The 21,880-nt window shown below is 69.2% G+C and carries 21 protein-coding genes; 7 read left to right on the top strand and 14 right to left on the bottom strand.

Annotated features, from left to right (window positions below; all coding sequences use genetic code 11):
* Positions 1-487: 487 nt before the first annotated feature.
* Both AC1M14_RS12305 and AC1M14_RS12300 read left to right on the top strand, forming a co-directional pair.
* Positions 488-1,486: a tripartite tricarboxylate transporter substrate binding protein BugE gene (locus AC1M14_RS12305; protein WP_209166421.1), complete on the top strand. Its 999-nt coding sequence runs from the start codon at positions 488-490 to the stop codon at positions 1,484-1,486.
* 397 nt (positions 1,487-1,883) lie between these two features.
* On the top strand, positions 1,884-2,744 hold the full coding sequence (locus tag AC1M14_RS12300; protein WP_102771399.1) for a hypothetical protein: 861 nt from the start codon (positions 1,884-1,886) through the stop codon (positions 2,742-2,744).
* Here AC1M14_RS12300 and AC1M14_RS12295 read toward each other — a convergent pair.
* From AC1M14_RS12295 to AC1M14_RS12275, 5 genes are all read right to left on the bottom strand, one after another.
* The gene (locus tag AC1M14_RS12295; RefSeq protein ID WP_102771400.1) at positions 2,722-3,606 is read right to left on the bottom strand and encodes a DMT family transporter; all 885 of its coding nucleotides are present in this window, start codon (positions 3,604-3,606) and stop codon (positions 2,722-2,724) included. The genes AC1M14_RS12300 and AC1M14_RS12295 overlap by 23 nt on opposite strands.
* 147 nt (positions 3,607-3,753) lie before the next feature.
* The gene (locus tag AC1M14_RS12290) at positions 3,754-3,963 is read right to left on the bottom strand and encodes a hypothetical protein (protein WP_479731691.1); all 210 of its coding nucleotides are present in this window, start codon (positions 3,961-3,963) and stop codon (positions 3,754-3,756) included.
* 32 nt (positions 3,964-3,995) lie between these two features.
* On the bottom strand, positions 3,996-6,620 hold the full coding sequence (locus AC1M14_RS12285) for an AAA family ATPase (protein WP_479731690.1): 2,625 nt from the start codon (positions 6,618-6,620) through the stop codon (positions 3,996-3,998).
* Complete coding sequence (locus AC1M14_RS12280) at positions 6,617-7,744, bottom strand: metallophosphoesterase family protein (protein WP_479731689.1); 1,128 nt, start codon at positions 7,742-7,744, stop codon at positions 6,617-6,619. The genes AC1M14_RS12285 and AC1M14_RS12280 overlap by 4 nt, the downstream gene beginning before the upstream one ends.
* A gap of 139 nt (positions 7,745-7,883) precedes the next feature.
* Entirely contained in the window at positions 7,884-9,185 is a 1,302-nt protein-coding gene (locus tag AC1M14_RS12275) for a D-amino acid dehydrogenase (protein WP_479731688.1), read from the bottom strand.
* Positions 9,186-9,320: 135 nt separating this feature from the next.
* Here AC1M14_RS12275 and AC1M14_RS12270 point away from each other — a divergent pair, with 135 nt between their 5' ends.
* The 5 genes from AC1M14_RS12270 (at position 9,321) to AC1M14_RS12250 (ending at position 11,793) form a co-directional block, all read left to right on the top strand.
* Positions 9,321-9,788 (top strand): winged helix-turn-helix transcriptional regulator, encoded by a 468-nt coding sequence (locus AC1M14_RS12270; RefSeq protein WP_102771404.1) that lies wholly within the window; start codon positions 9,321-9,323, stop codon positions 9,786-9,788.
* Positions 9,789-9,897: 109 nt separating this feature from the next.
* Complete coding sequence (locus AC1M14_RS12265; RefSeq protein WP_102771405.1) at positions 9,898-10,548, top strand: DUF502 domain-containing protein; 651 nt, start codon at positions 9,898-9,900, stop codon at positions 10,546-10,548.
* Between the two features lie 13 nt (positions 10,549-10,561).
* Positions 10,562-10,807 (top strand): RNA-binding S4 domain-containing protein, encoded by a 246-nt coding sequence (locus tag AC1M14_RS12260; RefSeq protein ID WP_479731687.1) that lies wholly within the window; start codon positions 10,562-10,564, stop codon positions 10,805-10,807.
* 32 nt (positions 10,808-10,839) lie between these two features.
* Positions 10,840-11,415, top strand: a complete 576-nt coding sequence (locus AC1M14_RS12255; RefSeq protein WP_111825000.1) for a restriction endonuclease — start codon at positions 10,840-10,842, stop codon at positions 11,413-11,415.
* Positions 11,416-11,430: 15 nt separating this feature from the next.
* Positions 11,431-11,793 carry a DUF2784 domain-containing protein gene (locus AC1M14_RS12250; protein WP_111824999.1) on the top strand — a complete coding sequence of 121 codons (363 nt, stop codon included), beginning with the start codon at positions 11,431-11,433 and terminating at the stop codon, positions 11,791-11,793.
* Between the two features lie 8 nt (positions 11,794-11,801).
* Here AC1M14_RS12250 and AC1M14_RS12245 read toward each other — a convergent pair whose 3' ends face one another.
* From AC1M14_RS12245 to AC1M14_RS12205, 9 genes are all read right to left on the bottom strand, one after another.
* Positions 11,802-12,929, bottom strand: a complete 1,128-nt coding sequence (locus AC1M14_RS12245; RefSeq protein WP_102771409.1) for an acyl-CoA dehydrogenase family protein — start codon at positions 12,927-12,929, stop codon at positions 11,802-11,804.
* Positions 12,930-13,037: 108 nt separating this feature from the next.
* Positions 13,038-14,858: a glycoside hydrolase family 15 protein gene (locus AC1M14_RS12240; protein ID WP_479731686.1), complete on the bottom strand. Its 1,821-nt coding sequence runs from the start codon at positions 14,856-14,858 to the stop codon at positions 13,038-13,040.
* A gap of 6 nt (positions 14,859-14,864) precedes the next feature.
* Complete coding sequence (locus AC1M14_RS12235) at positions 14,865-15,686, bottom strand: glucose 1-dehydrogenase (RefSeq protein WP_479731685.1); 822 nt, start codon at positions 15,684-15,686, stop codon at positions 14,865-14,867.
* An 80-nt stretch (positions 15,687-15,766) separates the two neighbouring features.
* Positions 15,767-17,497 (bottom strand): ABC transporter substrate-binding protein, encoded by a 1,731-nt coding sequence (locus AC1M14_RS12230; RefSeq protein ID WP_102771412.1) that lies wholly within the window; start codon positions 17,495-17,497, stop codon positions 15,767-15,769.
* Between the two features lie 109 nt (positions 17,498-17,606).
* Positions 17,607-17,915: a DUF2160 domain-containing protein gene (locus AC1M14_RS12225; RefSeq protein WP_102771413.1), complete on the bottom strand. Its 309-nt coding sequence runs from the start codon at positions 17,913-17,915 to the stop codon at positions 17,607-17,609.
* 24 nt (positions 17,916-17,939) lie between these two features.
* Positions 17,940-18,752 (bottom strand): carbohydrate ABC transporter permease, encoded by an 813-nt coding sequence (locus tag AC1M14_RS12220; protein WP_209166407.1) that lies wholly within the window; start codon positions 18,750-18,752, stop codon positions 17,940-17,942.
* Positions 18,745-19,635: a carbohydrate ABC transporter permease gene (locus AC1M14_RS12215; protein WP_102771415.1), complete on the bottom strand. Its 891-nt coding sequence runs from the start codon at positions 19,633-19,635 to the stop codon at positions 18,745-18,747. Before AC1M14_RS12215 ends, AC1M14_RS12220 begins: the two co-directional genes overlap by 8 nt.
* Complete coding sequence (locus tag AC1M14_RS12210) at positions 19,632-20,717, bottom strand: ABC transporter ATP-binding protein (RefSeq protein WP_479731684.1); 1,086 nt, start codon at positions 20,715-20,717, stop codon at positions 19,632-19,634. The genes AC1M14_RS12215 and AC1M14_RS12210 overlap by 4 nt, the downstream gene beginning before the upstream one ends.
* Complete coding sequence (locus AC1M14_RS12205) at positions 20,717-21,802, bottom strand: ABC transporter ATP-binding protein (protein WP_479731683.1); 1,086 nt, start codon at positions 21,800-21,802, stop codon at positions 20,717-20,719. The genes AC1M14_RS12210 and AC1M14_RS12205 overlap by 1 nt, the downstream gene beginning before the upstream one ends.
* Positions 21,803-21,880 lie beyond the last annotated feature (78 nt).

Genomic DNA, 21,880 nt, shown 5'->3' with positions numbered 1-21,880 from the left:
CGAAACAGACCGGGGATTGAAAACGGACGGAACCCTGGCCCGGTGCGTCGCTGCACTACACGTTGCCCCGCGGGGACATCAACCAACGCCATTGAACGGCGCAGACAGAAACAAACGCAATAGTTTTATTGCAAGACCGGCCAAGAATCTCATCCGAAAAATATCAGATTCTCGGGAGTTATGCAGGAATTTATGTGTGAACCGGGGCGATGACGACATGATCGATGCGCAATGATTACACAATCGACGCGTTTGCCGCTCGATTCATGTTGTTGTCAGGAAAGGCTTTTTTCCGCTTATTGCGGTCTACTTCGCGCAACGTTGCGGCCGCGCAAACGGGCGCGGCCGGTCAGGGTCGATCCGGGTTGACCGGCAGCGCGTTCCTGTGTGGAATTGCGCCCACGAAACGTCGGCCCCGCCAGCATCCGAGCCGGGCACGCTTTCACCGGCCGCCGGCCAGAAGCCGGCCGGACCGGAATTCAATAAGATGGAGAAGACTTTGACCCTGCTGTCCCAAGCCAAGGCCGTACTGGCCGCCGCCATCGCCGGCGTCTGTATCAGTAGCGTCGCGCAAGCCGCCGACGCCTACCCCAACAAGCCCATCCGCCTGATCGTGCCCTTCGCCGCGGGCGGCACCACCGATATCGTGGCCCGCATCGTCGCCGAAGGCCTGACCCGCGAGCTGGGCCAGGCCGTGGTCGTGGAGAACCGCGGCGGCGGCGGCGGCTCGATCGGCGCCGACGCGCTGGCGCGCTCCACCCCGGACGGCTACACGCTGGGCGTGGCCACCGTCAGCACCATGGCCACCAACCCGGCCACCAACCCCAAGAACCCGTACAACCCGCTGAAGGACTTCGTGCCCATCACCAATATGGTGAACGTGCCGAACGTGCTGACGGTGAACCCGTCCGTGCCCGCCAAGAACCTGGCCGAATTCATCGCGCTCCTCAAGGCCAACCCGGGCAAGTACGCCTACGCGTCCTCGGGCGCGGGCGGCATCGGCCACCTGGACGGCGAACTGTTCAAGTCGCTGACCAAGACCGACATGGTGCACGTGCCCTACCGCGGCTCGGGTCCGGCGCTCAACGACGTGATCGCCGGCCAGGTCAACGCCCAGTTCGACAACCTGCCCTCGTCCATGCCCCATATCCAGGCCGGCAAGCTGCGCGCCCTGGCCGTGGCCGCGCCCAAGCGCCTGCCGGCGCTGCCGGACGTGCCCACCTTCACCGAAGGCGGCCTGCCGGAAATGGACAACATGGCCTGGTACGGCCTGGTCGCGCCCGCCGGCACGCCGCAGGCCGTGGTCGACCGCATCCATGACGCCACCGTCAAGGCGCTGAAGGATCCGAAGATCGCGCAGCGCCTGGCCGACGGCGGCTCGCTGGTCGACGGCAACACCCCGGCCGAGTACGCCGCCCAGATCAAGCGCGAGCTCGAACTGCGCCAGCGTATCGCCAAGGAACGCAACATCCAGTCCACGAACTGATCCCCGCCAGTCCGGCTGCCGGCCCCTTGCGCGGGGCCGGCGCTTGACTGCAATCGCCCGGCTGGTAGCATGTGCGTCCGTGCGATCCCGTTATTTCCCCCCTCCCTGTGCCGCATGCGCCATCTGCGCCCTGCGCTCAACCTTGTTGAGCTCGCAGGAAGTCGCCGCGCGTTCCGCCTACGCGCGCTCCAAGCCCGGCTAATCGCCGGCGTTTCCTCCTTCTGAGTCTCATACCGGCCCGCCGCCGGCGGCCTGCGCACAAGCTCGCGCAGCGCATGCCTTGCCGCAGGCCGGCCGACGCCCTGCCGCGTGGCCGGGCGCCGAGCCTCGTCCCGATTTCCGCATGCCCGCCGACGGCCTGCGGACAGGCCACGCACCGACCTACTGCAAGCGTTCCATGCAACTCACCAAGAATTTCGTCAAAGCCAAAAACCCCTGCGCCGGCGGCTACAAATGGTTCCTGCGCGACCACAACGGACAGGGGGACTACCAGGCCGTGCTCGATGCGCTGGTCGCCGACGGACGGGTCGGCGACGCGTGCTGGCTGCTGGACCAGTTCGGCCCCACCGACGCGGTGCTGCGGCTCGACACCCTGGACGCCAACGCCATCGTCTTCGCCGGCACGCTGGAAGTGCGCATGGGCATCAACGTCGACACGGTGGTGCGCGCCGGGCGCAGCATCGTCACCGGCGGCGGCATCCGCGCCGGCGAAACCATCATGGCGGGCGAGAACATCACGGCCGGCGCCAACATCGCCAGCGGCGGCGAGCTGCGCGCCGGCGGCGACATCAGCGCCGAATGGGGCATCGAGACCGTGACCCGCCTGGACTGCGGCGGCAACGTGCGCGCCAAATGGGACATCTGCGCCGGCCAGGACCTGGCCGTCACCGGCCATCTTCATGCGGGCCAGGACCTGCAGACGCAAGGCGCCATCAAATGCGGCCAGGGCATCAAGGCCGGCGGCGACGTGCGCGCCGAAAAATCCATCGACGCGGCCTGCGGCATCCAGGCCGGCGGCTCCATTCTGTGCGGCGACCATCTGGCCAGCGGCTGGGGCATGATCGCCGGCGAGGACATCCGCGCCGAGGGCGCGATCCGGGCCGGCGAAGGCGTGCAGGCCGCGGGCTGCATCGAGGCCGGCGCGGGCCACGGCATCTACGCCGGCCTGAGCGTGCGCCTCGACGCCTGGCCGGCCTGCGCCCGGGTCGTGGCGCAGGCCCGTCCGCAACAGCTCGTCAGCGGACACTGGGACGGCTAGCGTCCCGCGCCGGCTGGCGCAGAACCAGCATCAGGCCGAGCAGAATGGCGACCATACCGGCCAGGCTCAGCGCCGACAGCCGGTTGCCCAGGATCAGGTAATCCAGCAGCGCCGTGCCCACCGGCACCAGGTAGAACAGGCTGGTGACGTTGACCAGGTTGCCGGCCTGGATCATGCGGTAGAACAGCAGCGTCGCGGCCACCGAAATCACCAGCCCCATCCAGAGCAGCGGCAGCACGAAGCCGGCCACCCACTCCACCCGCAGCGGCTGGAACGGCGCGAACAGCAGGCACAGCAGCAGGCTGACCGCGTACTGCAGCGGCAGGACGTCCATCGGCGCCTGATGCAGGCGCTTCTGCAGGATCGCGCCGGCCGTCATGCAGGCCAGCGCCGCGCATGCGCAGGCCATGCCGGCAACCGAGAAACGCGCCATCGCGATGCCTTGCAGCATCACCATCGCCAGGCCGCAGAACGCCAGCCCCAGCCCGGCCAGGCGCGCCGGCGCATGGCGCCGCTCCAGCAGCGCCAGGGTCAGGATGGGCTGCGCGCCCAGCAGCACCGCCAGCACGCCGGGCGTGATGCCGTTATCCAGCGCCAGCAGATAGAAGATGGTGTAGCCGCCTATCAGCAACAGGCCGGTGGCCGCGGCCCTCAGGCGCGTGCCCGGCTCGGGCAGCCAGCGCCGCCGCCAGGCGCAGATCAGCAGCAGCACGGCCAGGGCCAGCACGAAACGCGCCAGCAGAAAGCCGAAGGCGGACGCATGGAACAGCCCCCAGCGGGCGAAGATCGCGCCGCCGCTCCACAGCAGCACGAACAAGGTGGTGGAGCCGCAAGCGGCCCACGCGGATCGATCGAAAGACATGAGGTTTCTACCTGTCGAAGTCATTGCAGGCTCCGCCCCTGCCCGCACGCGGGCGCAAGCCGGCGCATGGCGGACGTGGCGCGCGTCAGGGCGCCGCGGCGTCAGGCGGACGGGCTTGGAAAGGGCTGGAGTCGGGTGCGGACGGCGTCAGCCGACGACGGCCGCAAGCGGCGGGCATGCGCCCGCCGGCACGCCGCAAGGCGGCGCGGACGGCGGAGATGCCGAGAGGAATGCCGGCGGCGCAAGCAGCACCGCAATGACAGGCGTAAACCGGGAAGAAACCAGTGACCGCACGCGCGCACGCAGGCCGGCCGTGGAGACGGCGGCGGGATGGGCGATGTGCGTGAAATCAGGCATGGGCGTAGCCTAGCGCCGACTGCGCACGGCCGTCAAGCGATCCGGCGCTGTTCCACGCCCATGTCGCGCCAGGCTTCGCCGTGGCAGGTGAACATCAGGATCTGGTGGCGCGTGGCGGCGTCGAACAGCGCGCGCTTCATGAAGTCGCGGCGCGCGTCGTCGGTGTGGACCAGCGCGTCGTCCAGCAGCAACAGCGTCGGCCGCCCGGCTTCGCGCAGCAGGTCCGCGTAGGCGAAGCGCGCCAGGATGCCGAGCTGTTCGCGCGTGCCGAAGCTGAGCGCGGCCAGCGGGTCTTCGCCGTGCGCGCGGCGCAGCGCCGCGGGCAGCAGGCCATCGTCGAGCCGCAGGTCGGCATCGGGGAACAGCAGCGCCAGATAATGGTTCAGGCGGCGCGCCAGCGGCGCCTGCAGCCGCTGGGTGGCGGCCGCCCGGCGTTCAGTGAGCAGGCCCAGCAGCAGGTCCAGGGCCGCCGCGCGGCGGGCCAGTTCGTCGCGCCGCCGTTCCAGGCGCTCGCAGGACGCCGCCGCTTCGGACAGGCGTTCGCCCAGCCCTTGCGCGCCGGCCTGGTCCAGCTTGCCCTGCAGCTGCAGGATGTCGCCGTGGCGCTTGTGCTGCGCATCGCGCTCGATGGCGGCGGACTTTTCGTAGCGCCGCACGTCCTGCTCCAGCAGTTCGGGCTGATGGCCGGCCAGCGCGGCCTGAGCCTCCCGCACGCGGCGTTCGAGCGCATCGTGGCCGCTGCGCGCCTCGGCCAGCCGGGCGGCGCGGTCCTGGCGCTGGGCGATGCGTTCGGGCGATTCCAGGTCGGCGCCGCGCGCGGCCGCCTGCGCTTCCAGCAGCTGGGCGCGGGCGTGTTCGGCGTCCATCGCGCGCTGCGCGTCGGCCAGCGTCTTCTCGGCCTGGGCTGCGCCAGCCTCGGCTGCGCGCAGCGCCTGCGTGGCCGCCTGCAGGTCGCCGTCGCCGGCCTCGTCCGCGGGCGGCAGCTTGGCCAGCCGCTCCTCCAGCTGCGCGCGGCGCGCCCTGGCTTCCTCGCGCTGGCTGCGCAGCGCGTCCACGCCCTTGGGCGCATGGATGGCGAGCGCGCGGCGCATGCCGTCGAGCTCGCGCAGCAGCGCGCCGTAGCGGGCGTGGCGCTGTTCGGCCTCGGCCAGGGTATCGACGCCCAGGCGCTTGCACCAGGCGGCGCAGGCGGCGACCGCCTCGTCCAGGTCGCGCCTGAGCGCGGGCAGATCCTTGCCGCCCGGCTCGATGCGGAAACGGCCCACGCCGGGCAGTTCCAGTTCGGCCGCCTCGGTCAGCAGCACCTCGTCGGCGCCGCTCAGCGCCCGGCCGTCCAGGCGCGCGTCGCGCCCCGGCTCCAGCGCGTAGGACAGGCGCGTGGCGATGGCCTGCCGCTGCAGCTGCAGATTGGCGCGTTCGCGTTCGGCCTTGCGCAAGGCCTCGATATCGGCGTCCGCGATCTCGATCCGCACGCTTTCGGCCTTCAGCGCGGAGCCTTGTTCGATCAGCGCGGCGGCTTCCTTCAGCGCGTGCGCCAGGCGCTCGATCTCGGGGTCGAGCTGGGCCAGCTGACGCTCCAGGTCGCGCCGGTCGGCCACGGCCTGCAAGGCGGCCACGCGCCGGCTCGCGGCCTGCACCGCCTCGGCCTGGTCCTGGCGCTGGCGCCGGGCGCGGGCCAGCGGTTCGAGCGCGGCTTCGGCGCGGCCGCGCGCGGCGCGGGCCTCCCCGGCCAGCGCCTGGTGCGCCGCGGCGTCCTGCTGGTCGCGCTGGACCTGGTCCTGCAACAGGGCCAGCGTCTGCGCGGCCTGCGCCTGTTCGCGGCGCAGGCCTTCCAGGGCCTCGCGTTCCCGGGCCACGGCGGCCAGCCGGGTGCGCGCTTCGGCGGCCTTGGCCTCGAAGTCTTTCCAGGGTTCGCCGGCGCGGGCGCGCTCGTGCTCGCGGCGCAGCTCGGCCAGGCGATCGACGTCGGCCTCAAGCTGGGCCATGGCCTGCGCGCACTCGTCGCGCTCGGCCGTCGCACGCGCCAAGGCGTCCTCGGCCTCTTTGTAGACGCCCTTGGGGCGGCTGTTGCGCGCGTCCAGCAGCGCGCCGCGCTCGGCGGCCACGCGCTCGTACAGGCGGTCGCCGTCGCCGCCGGCCAGTTCGCCGGACAACTGCGTCAGCGCGTCGCGCAAGTGCGCGCCCGCATGGCCGGCCGCGTCATGCAGGTTCTGGCCTTCGCCCTGCTGGATCCAGAGCAGGCCCGGAATGCCCGCCAGTTCGGGCTTGCTCTGGCCGCGCGCGGCCAGTTCGAAACCCAGCAGCGCGGCCAGCGCGTTCTCGGCCTCTTCGCCTTCGAGCCGGCGCGCGCCGCCGTCGACCAGCAGTTCGCAACGGGCGCGCGACAGGAACTGTTTTTTCAGCACATAGTCGTGGCCGGCGTGCGAGAACGCCAGCTCCACGCCGGGGCGCGCGCCGGACTCGCCGCGCGGCGCCAGGTCGGCGACCTTGCTGGTGCTGTAACGCTCCAGGAAAGCCGCGCGGATGGCCGCCGCCACCGTGCTCTTGCCGGCCTCGTTCGGCCCCACGAACAGGTTCAGGCCGTCTTCCAGGCCGTCCAGCACCAGCGGCTGGCGGAACTTGCGGAATTCTTCCAGGGCGATGCGCGAGAGCTTCATTTCGCACCTCCCGACACGGCGCTTTCGCGCTGGAACCTGAGCAGCAGCCGCAAGGCCTCGCCCGCCACCGCCGACTGCGCGGGGTCGGCCTGCAAGGCCTGCAATTGCGCCGCCACCTCGCCCACGTAGCCGCTGGCGCGCAGCTCGGCCAGGTCGGCCTCGTCCGGCTCCAGCTTCAGGCCCGACAGGTCCGGCAGCAAGGCGCGCACCTGCGCCGCCGTCCGGTCCACCGCCTGCTGCAGCGCCTCCCAGGTCTCCATGTTGACGTGCCCCTGCACGTCCAGGCGCAGCACGTCCTGCGCGTCGAGCCCGGCCATGCGCTCGGCCAGCGCCTGCGCGTCGCTGGGCAGGCTCAGCGTCTCCGACCAGGCCGACCAGCGGTAGCGCCCGGTGGCCAGCCGTTCGACGGCCGGCGCCGCGCCCGGGGCCTCGATGCGCACGTCCAGCACGTAGCCGGGCTCGTTGCCGCGAAAGCGGTCCTGCTCGGGCGTGCCGGCATACCAGGTGCGCTCGTCGATGGCGAGGCAGCCATGCCAGTCGCCCAGCGCCAGGTAATCGAGCCGCGCACGCGCGGCGCGGTCGGGCGCGATGGGATTGGTGGCGTCGATGTTGTCCGGCAGCCGTCCAGCCACGCTGCCGTGCGCCAGCCCCACGCGAAAACGCCCCGGCGCGGTCTCCAGGCCGTCGAAGGCCTGGGTCACGTCGTCGTAGGTATGGCGCTGGGTAAGCGGCGCGGCCAGCACCGCGAGATCGATGGCCGGCAGGTCCACCACGCCGATGGCCGGCGGCGCCTGCACGTTGGGCGGAATGCAGCCCAGCTGCCGGGCGCGGCTCCAGACGCTGTCGGCCAGCGCCGCGTCATGGTTGCCGGCGATCATGACCCAGGGTCCGGCATAGGCCGCCATGGCGCCGAACAGCCGGCGTATCGTGCGGTCCGACACGCCCTGCGTATCGAACACGTCGCCCGCCACCAGCACGGCGTCCACTTGGCGTTCGGCGGCCAGCGCGGCGATCCGCGCCACGGCCTCGAAGCGCGCCTCGGCCAGCATGGCGGCGTCATCGGTTTCGAACTGGCCGTATTGCCGCCCGATCTGCCAGTCGGCGGTGTGCAGGAAATGGATCATGCGCGGGATTGTAGGCCGAAGCGGGGTCGGGCCGGCGATGCGGCAACGCCATGATCGTAGGATGGGTGCAGCGCGAGACTGTCTGGACAAGAACGCAATCAGAAAACGCGCGGAACCCATCGTCCGCAAATCGCCCGTTTCACGCGCCCTTGCTGTCCAGCACCAGCGGCCGCCCGGCGGCGGATCTGCGGTCGTAGCGCGAAATATCCAGCCCGTCCGTGCGGATGGCCGGGCGCTGGCCCATGACCAGGTCGGCCACCAGCTTGCCCGAGCCGCAGGCCATGGTCCAGCCCAGCGTGCCGTGGCCCGTGTTCAGGTACAGGTTGCCGTAGCGGGTCGGGCCGACCACGGGCGTGCTGTCCGGGGTCATGGGGCGCAGGCCGGTCCAGAATTCGGCGCGGGCCACGTCGCCGCTGCCCGGGAACAGGTCGTTGACGACCAGTTCCAGCGTCTTGCGGCGGGCGTCTTTCAGGCGCAGGTCGAAGCCCGACAGCTCGGCCATGCCGCCGACGCGGATGCGCTTGTCGAAGCGGGTGACGGCGATCTTGTAGGTTTCGTCCAGGATGGTGGAGACCGGCGCGGCCGACTCGTCCGTCATGGGGATGGTGAGCGAATAGCCCTTGACCGGATACACCGGCAGGTCCAGGCCCAGCGGCTCCAGGAAGCCGCGCGTGTAGCTGCCGAAGGCGGCGACGTAGCGGTCCGCCGTCAGCACTTCGTTGCCCACGCGCACGCCGGTGATCTGGCCGCCCGCGGTGTTCAGGCCGGCCACGGCCTGGCCGTAGCGGAATTCCACGCCCAGCCCGGCCGCCAGCTCGGCCAGCCGGGTGGTGAACAGCTGGCAGTCGCCGGTCTCGTCGTTGGGCAGGCGCAGGCCGCCGGCCAGCTTGTCGATGGAGCGGGCCAGCGCCGGCTCGGCCGTCGACAGGCGGTTGCGGTCCAGCAGTTCGTAGGGCACGCCCACTTCTTCGAGCACGGAGATATCGCGGCGCGCGGCTTCGAGCTGCGCCTCGGTGCGGAACAGCTGCAGCGTGCCGCGCGTGCGCTCTTCATAATGGATGCCGGTGGAGGCGCGCAGTTCGCGCAGGCAGTCGCGGCTGTACTCGGACAGGCGCAGCATGCGTTCCTTGTTGACGGCGTAACGCTCGGCCGAACAGTTGGCCAGCATGGCGGCCATCCATTTGAGTTGGAACAGGCTGCCGTCCAGGCGGATGGCCAGCGGCGCGTGTTTCTGGAACAGCCATTTGACGGCTTTCAGCGGGATGCCGGGCGCGGCCCAGGGCGTGGAATAGCCCGGCGACACCTGGCCGGCGTTGGCGTAGCTGGTCTCCAGTGCGGCCGCGGGCTGGCGGTCCAGCACCGTCACTTTGGCGCCCTGGCGGGCCAGGTAGTACGCGGTCGTGGTGCCGATGACGCCGCTGCCGAGGACGATCACATGCATGATTCTTTCCGATGTTTGGTTTTATGCAGGAATTTCGGTAGTCTATGACCCTCGTCACAGTGAAAGACACTGAAAAATCCGTTTTGGCAGTGGTTTTTCCCGCCCAATACCCGTTTTCCGATCGCCCGTAGTGAAATGCGCGACCTCGACCGTATCGACCTGAAAATCCTGGATATCCTGCAGCGCGAAGGCCGGATTTCGGTCACCGAACTGGCCGACCGGGTGAACCTGTCGGCCACGCCCTGCTCGGACCGCATCAAGCGGATGGAGCGCGACGGCGTCATCACGGGTTACCATGCGCGCGTCAATCCGGCGGCGCTGGGCAAGAACCTGCTGGTGTTCCTCGAAATCAAGCTCTCGGCCAAGTCGGGCGACGTGTTCGACAAGGTCAAGAACGAGCTGCTGTACGTGCCCGAGGTCATGGAATGCCACCTGGTTTCGGGCGACTTCGACTACTTGGTCAAGGCGCGCCTGACCGAAATGAACGAGTACCGCCGTCTCCTGGGCGAAATCCTCAAGCGCCTGCCGGCTTCGGCCGAGTCGCACAGCTATGTGGTGATGGAGGAAATCAAGGAAACGCTGTACCTGCCGGTGGACCGCTAGGCGCGCGGCGCGTTCTTCGCGGTTTGTTACCGGATGGGACCGCGCCGGCTGCTATGCTGGCGGCCCCCGGATCGCGCCTCAGCGCACCGACCCCATTTTTACTCCGCCTATGACTCGACTCTACAAGTATTTCTTCCGCGGCCTGATCACCGTGCTGCCGCTGGCGTTGACGCTGTATCTGCTCTATATCTTCCTGGCCTGGACCGAAGCGGTGGCGCTGACCTTCCTGCGCCCGTTCATCGGCGGCTTCTACGTGCCCGGCATGGGCCTGGCGCTGGGCATCCTGGGCATTCTGGCGATCGGCTACCTGGTCTCCAAGGAGCGCGTGCAGCGCGTGCTGGTGCTGCTGGAAATGCCGTTCACCAACCTGCCGGTGGTCAAGAGCATTTATTCGTCGCTCAAGAGCTTCGCCGACTATTTCTCGCCCAGCTCCAAGAACACCGCCCAGCAGGTGGTGGTGCTGCGCGTGCCCGGCCAGCAGCTGGAGCTGGTGGGCCTGGTGACCCGCCGCAGCATGGAAGGCCTGCCCGAAGGCTTCACGCAGGAAAACCGCGTGGCGGTCTACCTGCCGATGGGGTACATGATCGGCGGCTACACCGTGTTCGTGCCGCAGGAATGGGTGCAGCCGATCGACATGTCGGTCGAGGAAGCCATGCGCTCGTCGCTGATCGCCTGGATGGCGCGCGCCGAAACCAATAACCGCCCGGCCGCGCCGGTCGCGCCCCAGCCTCCCGGCGACGCGCCGCGCAGCCAGGCCTGAGCCAGGACCTTCCATGCCCATCATCGAATTCACGCTGGCGCCAGGCTGCCCCTATATCGAAGTCAACCAATTGCTCAAGGCCGCCGGCGTCTGCGACAGCGGCGGCGCGGGCAAGATGCTGGTGGCCGACGGCCTGGTCCAGGTCGGCAGCGTGCCGGAAACGCGCAAGACCGCCAAGATCCGCGCCGGCCAGATCGTGACCTGCGGCGATGCGCGCATCGTGGTGCGCGCCGCCGAGGCCGGCGACGAGCCGGCCTGATCCTCTTTTCCACCGCCCCACCGCGAGCCGCCATGAAATTCAAGATGTCCCAGAACTCCATCTTCGCCGTCCTGCTGCGCTCGCCGTGGTGGATGAGCGCGGGGGTGGCCGTGCTGCTGTCGGCGGGAGGCTTCGCCGCCCTGCCGCTGGAGTACGCGGCGATGGGCGTGTTCGCGGCGATCCCGTTCGTGGTGATCGCCATCATGGCGGCCTACAAGCAGATGCGCGCCCCGTCGGACGCGCGCGTGCAGGCCGTGACGCAGGCCGCGGCCGCCATGTCCTGGGCGGAGTTCGCGCGCACCGTGGAGGCGGGCTTCCAGCGCGACGGCTGCGAGGTGCAGCGCCTGCAGGCCGCCGGCGCCGACTTCGCGCTCAGCAAGGACGGCCACGTGGCCATCGTCAGCGCCCGGCGCTGGAAGGCGGCCCGCGTCGGCGTCGAGCCGCTGCGCGAGCTGCAGGCGGCGCGCGAGCAGCGCGGCGCGCGCGAAGCCATCTATATCGCCCTGGGCGATGTTTCGGAAAACGCGCAGCAATACGCGCGCGCGCAAGGCGTGTCGCTGATGGCCGCGCCGGAACTGACCCGGCTGCTGCGCGACCTGAAAACCTGAGGCCGGGATGCGCCGATGAGCTACCGCCTGCTTGCCGACCTGGTGCTCATCGTCCATGCGCTGTTCGTGGCCTTCGTCGCCTTCGGCGGCCTGCTGGCGCTATGGAAACCCCGGATCGCCTGGCTGCACCTGCCGGCGCTGGCCTGGGGCGCGCTGGTCGTGGGCATGGGCTGGATCTGCCCGCTCACCCCGCTGGAGGTCTCGCTGCGGCGCCAGGCCGGCCAGGAGGGCTATGAAGGCGGCTTCATCGAACACTACCTGCTGGGCCTGATCTACCCCGCGGACATCGGCCGCGGTTCGCAGATCGCCCTGGCCGTGCTGCTGCTGGCCGGCAACGCCATCGTCTATGCCTTGTGGGCCCGGCGCCGCCGGCGCTGAACGCCGCGCTACAGATTGCGCGCGATGACCAGCCGCTGGATGTCGCTGGTGCCTTCGTAGATCTGGCAGACGCGCACGTCGCGGTAGATGCGCTCGACCGGGAAATCCTTCAGGTAGCCGTAGCCGCCCAGGGTCTGGATGGCCGCCGAACACACGCGCTCGGCCATCTCGGAGGCGAACAGCTTGGCCATCGAGGCCTCGGTCAGCGCGGGCCGGCCGGCGGCGCGCAGAGCCGCGGCGTGCAGCACCATCTGGCGCGCGGCGTGGATCTGCGTGGCCATGTCGGCCAGCCGGAACGACACCGCCTGGTGTTCGAAGATGGGCTTGCCGAAGGCCTGCCGGTCGCGGGCGTAGTCGCGCGCGCATTCGAAGGCCGCGCGCGCCATGCCGACCGACTGCGAGGCGATGCCGATGCGCCCGCCTTCCAGGTTGGACAGCGCGATCCTGTAGCCCTCGCCCTCCTCGCCCAGGCGGCAGGACGCCGGGATGCGCAGGTCCTCGAAAGCGATCTGGCAGGTGTCGGAGGCGTGCTGGCCGAGCTTGTCCTCGACCCGCAGGACCTTGTAGCCCGGGGTGTCGGTGGGCACGATGAACGCGGAGATGCCGCGCTTGCCGGCTTCGGGGTCGGTCACCGCGAACACGATCACGGTCTGGCCGTTGCGCCCCGAGGTGATGAACTGCTTGCCGCCGTTGAGCACGTAGCCGTCGCCGTCGCGGCGCGCGCGGGTCTGCAGGCTGCTGGCGTCGGAACCTGCCTGCGGCTCGGTCAGCGCGAAGGCGCCGATGTGCTCGCCGCGCGCCAGCGGCCGCAGGAAGCGTTCCTTCTGCTCGTCGGTGCCGAATTTCAGGATGGGCATGCAGGCCACCGAGTTGTGCACGCTCATGATGGTGGAGCAGGCGCCGTTGCCGGCGGCGATTTCTTCCAGCGCGACCGCGTACGACACATAGCCGCTGTCGTTGCCGTCCCATTCCTCCGGCACCAGCATGCCGAAGAATCCGAGCTGCGCCATTTCGGCGATGGCGTCGGCGGGATAGTGATGGTCGCGGTCCCAGCGTTCGGCGTTGGGCGCCAGGCGCTCCTGCGCGAAGCGGCGCGCCATGTCCTGGATGCTGAGCTGTTCTTCGGTCAAAAGCATGTTTGTCTCCTGAGTGCGCCGTCCGGCCTGCGGGGTCGCGGCCCGGCTCTGCGCGCGCGTCGCGGCCCGTCATGGGGACCGCGCCGACTGCGAGAATACACCGCCGCGTCAGGCGCGCGGCGCGTCCTGTTCGGCGCGCTGGCGCGCCGGCCCCATGGCGCGGCTCAGGTTGTAGGCGGTGTTGACCAGGCCGATGTGCGAGAAGCCCTGCGGGAAGTTGCCGATCAGGCGCCGGCGCACCACGTCGTATTCCTCGGACAGCAGGCCCAGGTCGTTGCGCAGGGACAGCAGCCGCTCGAACAGGCGTTCGGCGTCGTCGAGCCGGCCCAGCATCACGTAGGCGTCGGCCAGCCAGAAGCTGCAGGCCAGGAATACGCCCTCCTCGCCCTGCAGCCCGTCGTCGGTGAGGTCGGTGGAATAGCGCCGCAGCAGGCCGTCGCGCAGCAGCCCGCGCTCGATGGCCTGCACCGTGCCGGCCACGCGCGGGTCCTCGGCGGGCAGAAAGCCCACCTGCGGGATCAGCAGCATGCTGGCGTCCAGCGCGGTCGAGCCGTAGCTCTGCACGAAGCAGCCGCGCGCGCGGTCGTAGCCGTTTTCGCAGATGTCGGCGCGGATCTGGTCGCGCAGGCGGCGCCAGGCCGCGACCGGGCCTTTCAGGCCGAAGCGTTCGCAGCCCTTGACCGCGCGGTCGAAGGCCACCCAGCACATCAGCCGCGAATGCGTGAAGGCGCGGCGCTCGCCGCGCACCTCCCAGATGCCGTGGTCCAGCTCCGTCCAGCGCCGCGCCAGCGGCTCCAGCAGCACCTTCTGCAGCCGCCAGGCCTCGGCCAGCGGCGCGAGGTCGGCCGCGCGCGCGGCGTACAGGGTTTCGATCAGCTCGCCGTAGACGTCGAACTGGCTCTGGCCGGCCGCGTCGTTGCCGATGCGCACCGGCAGGCTGGAGGCATAGCCGGGCAGCCAGGGAATCTCCAGTTCCGGCAGCCAGCGTCCGCCGGCGATGCCGTACATGATCTGCAGCTGGTCGGGGTGCCCGGCCACGGCGCGCAGCAGCCATTGGCGCCAGGCCTCGGCCTCTTCGCGGTAGCCGGCGTTGAGCAGCGCGTACAGCGTGAGCGCCGAGTCGCGCAGCCAGCAATGGCGGTAGTCCCAGTTGCGCGCGCCGCCCAGCGTCTCGGGCAGCGAGGTGGTGGGCGCGGCGATGATGCCGCCGGTGGGCTGGAAGGTCAGCAGCTTGAGCGTGATCAGCGAACGCACCACCGCGTCGCGGCGTTCGTCGGCCGGCCCTTCCCAGTGGCAGCGCTTGGCCCATTCCTGCCACCAGGATATGGTGCGGTCCATGCTTTCGACGCGGTCGGGCACGAAGTGCGGCGTGCGGTGCGAGCGGTGGTAGGACAGCGTGAACGGCACCACCCGCCCCTGGTGCACGCTGAAGCGCGCGGTGGTCTTGAGGTCGTGCCCTTCCATCTCCACGGGCGTGTGCAGTTCGACCGCGTCCGGCCCGGCGATGGCGCTCAGGCCGTAGTCGCGCCGCCGCACCCAGGGCACGGCCTGCCCGTAGTTGAAGCGCAGCACCAGGTCCATGTCCATCAGCACGTGGCCGGAATCGCCGCGCACCACGCGCACCAGGTCCACGCGCTCGTCGTCTTCGCTCAACGGCATGAAGTCGTACATCGTCGCCACGCCCGAGGCGGTCTCGAAACGCGTTTCCAGCACGGCGGTGTCGGGCACGTAGCGGCGCGAGACGACGGCGCGCTGGCCATGCGGGGCGATGCGCCAGCGTCCGTGGCGCGCGTCGCCCAGCAGCGCGGCGAAACAGGCCGGCGAGTCGAAATGCGGCAGGCAGAGCCAGTCGATGGAGCCGTCGCGCGCCACCAGCGCGGCAGACAGCATGTTGCCGATGAGCCCGTAGTCTTCCAGCGGCTTGGACATACGCGGTCAGCCCGCGCCGCGGAATTCGGGATACAGCGTCATCCCGCCGTCGACGAACAGGGTCGTGCCGGTCACGTAGTCGGACGCGTCGCCGGCCAGCCAGACGGCGGCCCGCGCCACGTCCTCCGGCTCGCCGATGCGGCCGTACGGAATCAGCTTGAGCAGCCTGGCCAGGCTTTCGGGGCTGTCCCAGGCCGGCCGGTTGATGGCGGTGCGTATCGCCCCGGGCGCGATCGAATTGACGCGGATGCGGGCCGGCGCCAGTTCCTGGGCCAGCGACTTCATCAGCATCGACAGCCCGCCCTTGGACGCCGCGTAATTGACCTGGAAGGCCCAGGGGATGAGCTCGTGGACCGAACTGATGAAGAGGATGTTGCCGCGCGACATGCCTTTGCGCGCCGGGTCGGCCGGCTGGGATTCATAGGCCCGGGCCGCGGCGCGGGCGCACAGGAAATGGCCGGTGAGGTTCACGTCGATGACGCGCTTCCAGTCGGCCAGCGTCATGTCGGCGACGGGCGCGGGATGCTCGATGCCGGCGTTGTTGACCAGGATGTCGACGCGGCCGTAGTGGTGCACGGCCTGCTCGAACAGATGCTCGACCTCGGCCTCGCGGCTGATGTCGGCGGCCGCGGCCACGGCCTGGCCACCCAGGCGCTGCACGGCTTCGACCACGGCGGCCGCGCGCACCTGCGAGTCGCCGCCCGCGCGGTGATTGACCACCACCCGCGCGCCCGCTTGCGCCAGCGCGATGGCGGTGGCCCGCCCGATGCCCGACGACGCGCCGGTCACCAGCGCGACGCGGTCCTGCAAGTCCGATCCCTGTCGCATGCCGTCTCCTTCAGGAACGATCAGGTTAGTACCGCCCGCCGGGGCGGTACAAGCCGGATGCGCAACAGGGTTTTACACGGCTACCGGACCTTGCCCTCCTTCCAGGCGGCCAGCAGCTTCTCGTACGGAATGGTCTCGCCCTTGGGCTTCTCGTTGTCGAGCTTCTTCCAGGGCGCGTGCTGGTCGGACAGCCACTTGGACGGATTGCTCTTGGCATTGAGCTTGGGCGCGCACTGCGCCATCCCCGCCCGCTCCAGACGCGCCATGACCTGGTCCATTTCGTTGGCAAGGTTATCCATGGCGGCCTGCGGCGTCTTCTCGCCGGTGACCGCGGTGGCCACGTTCTTCCACCACAGCTGCGCCAGCTTGGGGTAGTCGGGCACGTTGTTGCCGGTGGGCGTCCAGGCCACGCGCGCCGGGCTGCGGTAGAACTCGATCAGCCCGCCGTAGTTGGCCGCGTTCTTGGTGAAGAACTCGCTGTTGATGTCGCTGTCGCGGATGAAGGTCAGGCCGGTGATGGACTTCTTGAGCGAGACCGACTTGGACGTGACGAACTGCGCGTAGAGCCAGGCGCCGGCCAGCCGGTCGGGGTTGGTGGACTTGAAGAAGGTCCACGAGCCCACGTCCTGGTAGCCGTTCTGCATGCCGTCCTTCCAGTACGGGCCGTAGGGCGACGGCGCCATGCGCCATTTCGGCGTGCCGTCGTCGTTGACCACCGGCAGGCCCTTCTTGGTCATGTCGGCGGTGAATGCCGTGTACCAGAAGATCTGCTGCGCGATCTGCCCCTGGGCCGGTACCGGGCCGGATTCGGAGAAGGTCATGCCCATGGCCTGCTGCGGGGCGTACTTCTTCATCCAGTCCACGTACTTGGTCAGCGCGTAGACGGCGGCCGGGCTGTTGGTGGCGCCGCCGCGCGCCACCGAGGCGCCCACCGGCGTGCACTTGTCGTCGGCCACGCGGATGCCCCACTCGTCGACCGGCATGCCGTTGGGCAGCCCCTTGTCGGCGGCGCCCGCCATGGACAGCCACGCGTCGGTGAAGCGCCATCCCAGCGACGGGTCTTTCTTGCCGTAGTCCATGTGGCCATAGACCTTCTTGCCGTCGAGCTCCTTGACGTCGTTGGAGAAGAAGTCGGCGATGTCCTCGTAGGCGGACCAGTTGGTCGGCACGCCCAGCTCGTAGCCGTACTTGGCCTTGAACTTGTCTTTCAGGTCCTGGCGCGCGAACCAGTCGGCGCGGAACCAGTAGACGTTGGCGAACTGCTGGTCGGGCAGCTGGTAGAGCTTGCCGTCCGGGGCCGTGGTGAACTTGGTGCCGATGAAGTCCTTGAGGTCCAGGCCGGGGTTGGTCCATTCCTTGCCCGCGCCGGCCATGTAGTCCGACAGCGGCAGGATGGCGCCGTAGCGGTAGTGGGTGCCGATCAGGTCCGAATCCGAGATCCAGCCGTCGTAGATGGACTTGCCGGACTGCATCGACGTCTGCAGCTTCTCGACCACGTCGCCTTCCTGGATCAGGTCGTGGTTGACCTTGATGCCGGTGATCTCGGTGAAGGCCTTGGCCAGCGTCTTGGACTCGTACTCATGCGTGGTGATGGTCTCGGACACCACGTTGATCTCGGTGACGCCCTTGGCCTTCAGCTTGGCGGCGGCGTCGATGAACCACTTCATCTCGGCCATCTGCTGGTCCTTGGACAGCGATGAGGGCTGGAACTCCGAATCGACCCATTTCCTGGCTTCCGGCTCTCCGGCCCACGCCCCCGACGTCCCGATCAGGGCGATGGCGGCCGCCATGGCGTGCATGCGCAATTTCATGACCTGTCTCCTCGATAAGTCTTCCCCGATGTACGCTGCGGACGCTGGCCCGGGAAGACGATGGCCGATAGTCCTTTACCTGCATAACGCAGGGGTCTGCGCCCCCGTTTCAGCCCTTTTTCATGATGAGCGCCAACAACAGCATCGATACCGCGAACCCGATCCAGACCGAGGGCGGTTCGTCCAGCGACAGCCATTCGGCCGCCTTCTCGCCCAGGCCCACGAAGGCCAAGTTGACCCAGGCCGCGGCCATCAGGCCGATGAACAGACGGTCGCCGCGGGTGGTGCGCAGGGGCAGGAACCCCTTGCGCTCGACCGTGGGCGATTTCAGTTCCCATATCGTCATGCCCGCCAGCATCAGGCCGACGCAGGCGAAGAACACGGCGACGGGAACGGTCCATACCATCCAGCTGAACATGAGTCGTCCTCCGGGTTGCCCGCGCTACACGCGGCCCATCGCGAAGCCCTTCGCGATGTAGTGCCGCACGAACCAGATCACGATGCCGCCGGGCACGATGGTCAGCACCCCGGCGGCGGCCAGCACGCCCCAGTCCATGCCCGAGGCGGACACGGTGCGGGTCATGGTGGCCACGATGGGCTTGGCGTTGACCGAGGTGAGCGTGCGCGCCAGCAGCAATTCGACCCAGCTGAACATGAAGCAGAAAAACGCCGCCACGCCCACGCCGGACTTGATCAATGGCAAAAAGATTGTCAGGAAAAAGCGCGGGAAGGAATAGCCGTCGACATAGGCGGTTTCATCGATCTCTCGCGGCACGCCGGACATGAAGCCCTCCAGGATCCACACCGCCAGCGGCACGTTGAACACCAGGTGCGCCAGCGCCACCGCCAGGTGGGTGTCCATCAGCCCGAACGAGCTGTAGAGCTGGAAGAACGGCAGCAGGAACACCGCCGGTGGCGTCATGCGGTTGGTCAGCAGCCAGAAGAACACGTGCTTGTCGCCGATGAAGCGGTAGCGCGAGAACGCATAGGCCGCCGGCAGCGCCACCGCCAGCGAGATCACGGTGTTGATCACCACGTAGATCAGCGAGTTGATGTAGCCGGAATACCAGGCCGGATCGGTGAAGATGGTGCGGTAATGCTCCAGGGTGAAATCCTCGGGCCAGAACGTCAGCGTGCTCAGGATTTCGGTATTGGTCTTGAACGACATGTTCAGCATCCAGTACAGCGGCAGGATGGCGAACACGAGATACAGCGCCAGGAATACGCCGCGCCACCAGCTCTTGTTCTCACGCATGGGTGCGCTCCTCGTCGAAACCGCCGGTGGTGCCGGCGCGCTGCATCCAGTTGTAGAGGATGAAGCACAGCAGCAGGATGATCAGGAAATAGATGATGGAGAACGCGGCGGCCGGCCCCAGGTCGAACTGGCCCACGGCCTTCTGCGTCAGGTACTGCGACAGGAAGGTGGTGGCGTTGCCGGGTCCGCCTCCGGTCAGCACGAAAGGCTCGGTGTAGATCATGAAGCTGTCCATGAAACGCAGCAGCACCGCGATCATGAGCACGCCGCGCAGCTTGGGCAGCTGGATGTAGCGGAACACCGCCAGGCGCGAGGCCCCGTCGATGCGCGCGGCCTGGTAGTAGGCGTCGGGAATCGCGCGCAGGCCCGCATAGCACAGCAGCGCCACCAGCGGCGTCCAGTGCCAGACGTCCATGACCAGCACGGTGACCCAGGCGTCCACGTCGTTGCCGGTGTAGTTGTAGTCCACGCCCAGCCATGACAGCGTCGCGCCCAGCAGCCCGATGTCGGTGCGGCCGAACACCTGCCAGATGGTGCCCACCACGTTCCACGGAATCAGCAGCGACAGCGCGATGATGACCAGCACCGCCGAGGCGCGCCAGCCGGTCGCCGGCATGGACAGCGCCAGCAGGATGCCCAGCGGGATCTCGATGGCCAGCACCGCCAGCGAAAAGCCGATCTGGCGCAGCAGCGCGCCGTGCAGCTCTTCGTCCTGCAGCACGGCGGCGTACCACTCGGTGCCGACGAACACGCGGCGCTCGGGCGAAATGATGTCCTGCACCGAATAGTTGACGATGGTCATCAGCGGCAGGATGGCGGAGAACGCCACGCACAGCACCACGGGCAGCACCAGCAGCCAGGCCCGGTGATCTATGGGTTTCATCGGATCAGCTCCTCGTCGCGGTAGAAGCAGGTGTGCGGGTTGAGCACCCCCAGCCAGGCCGTGTCCCCGGCCGCCGGGATGGCGCCGCCGTTCAGGCGCGCGCGCACCGCGACGCCCTCGTAGTCGGCCACCAGCAGCGTGTAGGTGCCCACGTCCTGCACGCGCTCGACGCGCATGGGCACGGCGCCTGGCGCCTCGGGCTCGGCCAGGCGCAGGTATTCCGGGCGCACGCCCAGCTTGACCGGGCCGGCGCCGGCCAGCGCCGCCGCCGGGGCCTCGGGCACGCCGGCCACGCGCCGGCTGCCGACCTCCAGCGCGCCGTCGCGCCATTGCGCGGGCAGGAAATTCATGCCGGGCGAGCCGATGAAATGGCCCACGAAGGTATGCGCCGGGCGCAGGAACAGATCGTCGGCGGTGCCCACCTGCACGGCGCGTCCGCGCGCCATCACCATGACCTGGTCGGCGAAGGTCAGCGCCTCGGTCTGGTCGTGGGTCACGTAGATCAGGGTCAGCTTGAACTCGCGGTGGATTTCCTTGAGCTTGCGGCGCAGCTCCCATTTGAGCTGCGGATCGATCACGGTCAGCGGCTCGTCGAACAGGATGGCCGACACGTCGCTGCGCACCAGCCCGCGGCCCAGCGAGATCTTCTGCTTGGCGTCGGCGGTCAGGCCGCTGGCGCGGCGGTCCAGCACCGCGGACATGTCCAGCATCTCGGCGATGCGCCCCACCCGCTCGCGCACGCGTTCGGCCGGCATGCCGCGGTTGCGCAGCGGAAACGCCAGGTTCTCGGCCACGGTCATGGTGTCGTAGACCACCGGAAACTGGAAGACCTGGGCGATGTTGCGCGCCTGCGGCGTGCGGCCGGTGACGTCCTGGCCGTCGAACAGAATGCGCCCGTGCGAGGGCCGCAGCAGCCCCGAGACGCAGTTCAGCAGCGTGGTCTTGCCGCAGCCGGACGGCCCCAGCAAGGCGTAGGCGCCGCCGTCCTGGAAGGTGAACTTCAGCGGCAGCAGCGCGTAATCGTCATCCGTCCTGGGGTCCGCGACGTAGGAATGGGAGAGGTCCAGCTCGATCTGCGCCATCAGGCCGCCTCCCCCGCGCCGGCCGGCTGGCGCGGCGCGGCCAGCAAGGCGCCGTCGGCGCCGAAGGCATAGGTCTGGGCGGGGTCGAAGTAAAGCTGCACCGGCTGCTCCAGCGTGTAGCGGTGCACGCCGGGCAGTTGCGCCACCACGTCGCCGGCCGCGGTCTCGGCGTGCACGAACGTGTCGGAGCCGGAAATCTCGGCCAGCTTCACCACGCCCGGCAGGCGGATATGCCCGGGGCGCGGCTCCACGTCCAGCGCGCCGGCGCGCAGGCCGGCGGTGAGTTCGCCGGCGGTTTCCGGGGGCAGCGCGCGCGCCACTTCCATCTCGCCTTGCAGCGTAAAGCCCGACGCCGTGCGGCGCGCCGGGAACAGGTTCATGGGGGGATCGCTGAAGGCGCGCGCCACCCGCAGGGAATTGGGGCGGTGGAAGACGTCGACGGTCGGCCCGTATTGCAGCAGTTCGCCGGCGTCCAGCACCGCGGTGTGGCCGCCCAGCAACAGCGCCTCGCCCGGTTCGGTGGTGGCGTAGACGACGGTGGAACGGCCTTCGGCGAACAATTCCGACAGTTCGTCGCGCAATTCCTCGCGCAGCTTGTAGTCCAGGTTGACCAGCGGCTCGTCCAGCAGGATCAGCGGCGCGTCCTTGGCCAGCGCGCGCGCCAGCGCCACGCGCTGCTGCTGCCCGCCCGACAGTTCCGACGGGTAGCGTTCCAGCAGGTGGTCGATGTGCAGGCGGGCCGCCATGGCGCGGACCTTGGCGCCGATGTCGCCGGCGCCGCGCAGCTTGAGCGGCGAGGCGATGTTGTCGTAGACCGACATGGACGGGTAGTTGATGAACTGCTGGTACACCATGGCGACGTTGCGCTGGCGCACCGGCACGCCGGTGACGTCGGCGCCGTCGGCCAGCACGCGGCCCTCGGTGGGCCGGTCCAGCCCGGCCATGATGCGCATCAGCGTAGTCTTGCCCGCCAGGGTCGCCCCCAGCAGCACCGTCATTGCCCCCTCGACCGGCGCGAGGCTCATGGGATACAGGTGGGTCTGCGAGCCCGCCCGCAAACTTACCCTGTCCAGGTTCAGCTGCATCTGATCTCCTCTACCTACTAATACGTCCCTGTTTTATTGCAACGCGGACTTCAGTATTCGGTACAGCGGCCCGGCCTG

Source organism: Achromobacter sp. SX5 (assembly GCF_056711425.1).
This window is presented reverse-complemented; position numbering and strand designations above follow the sequence as displayed.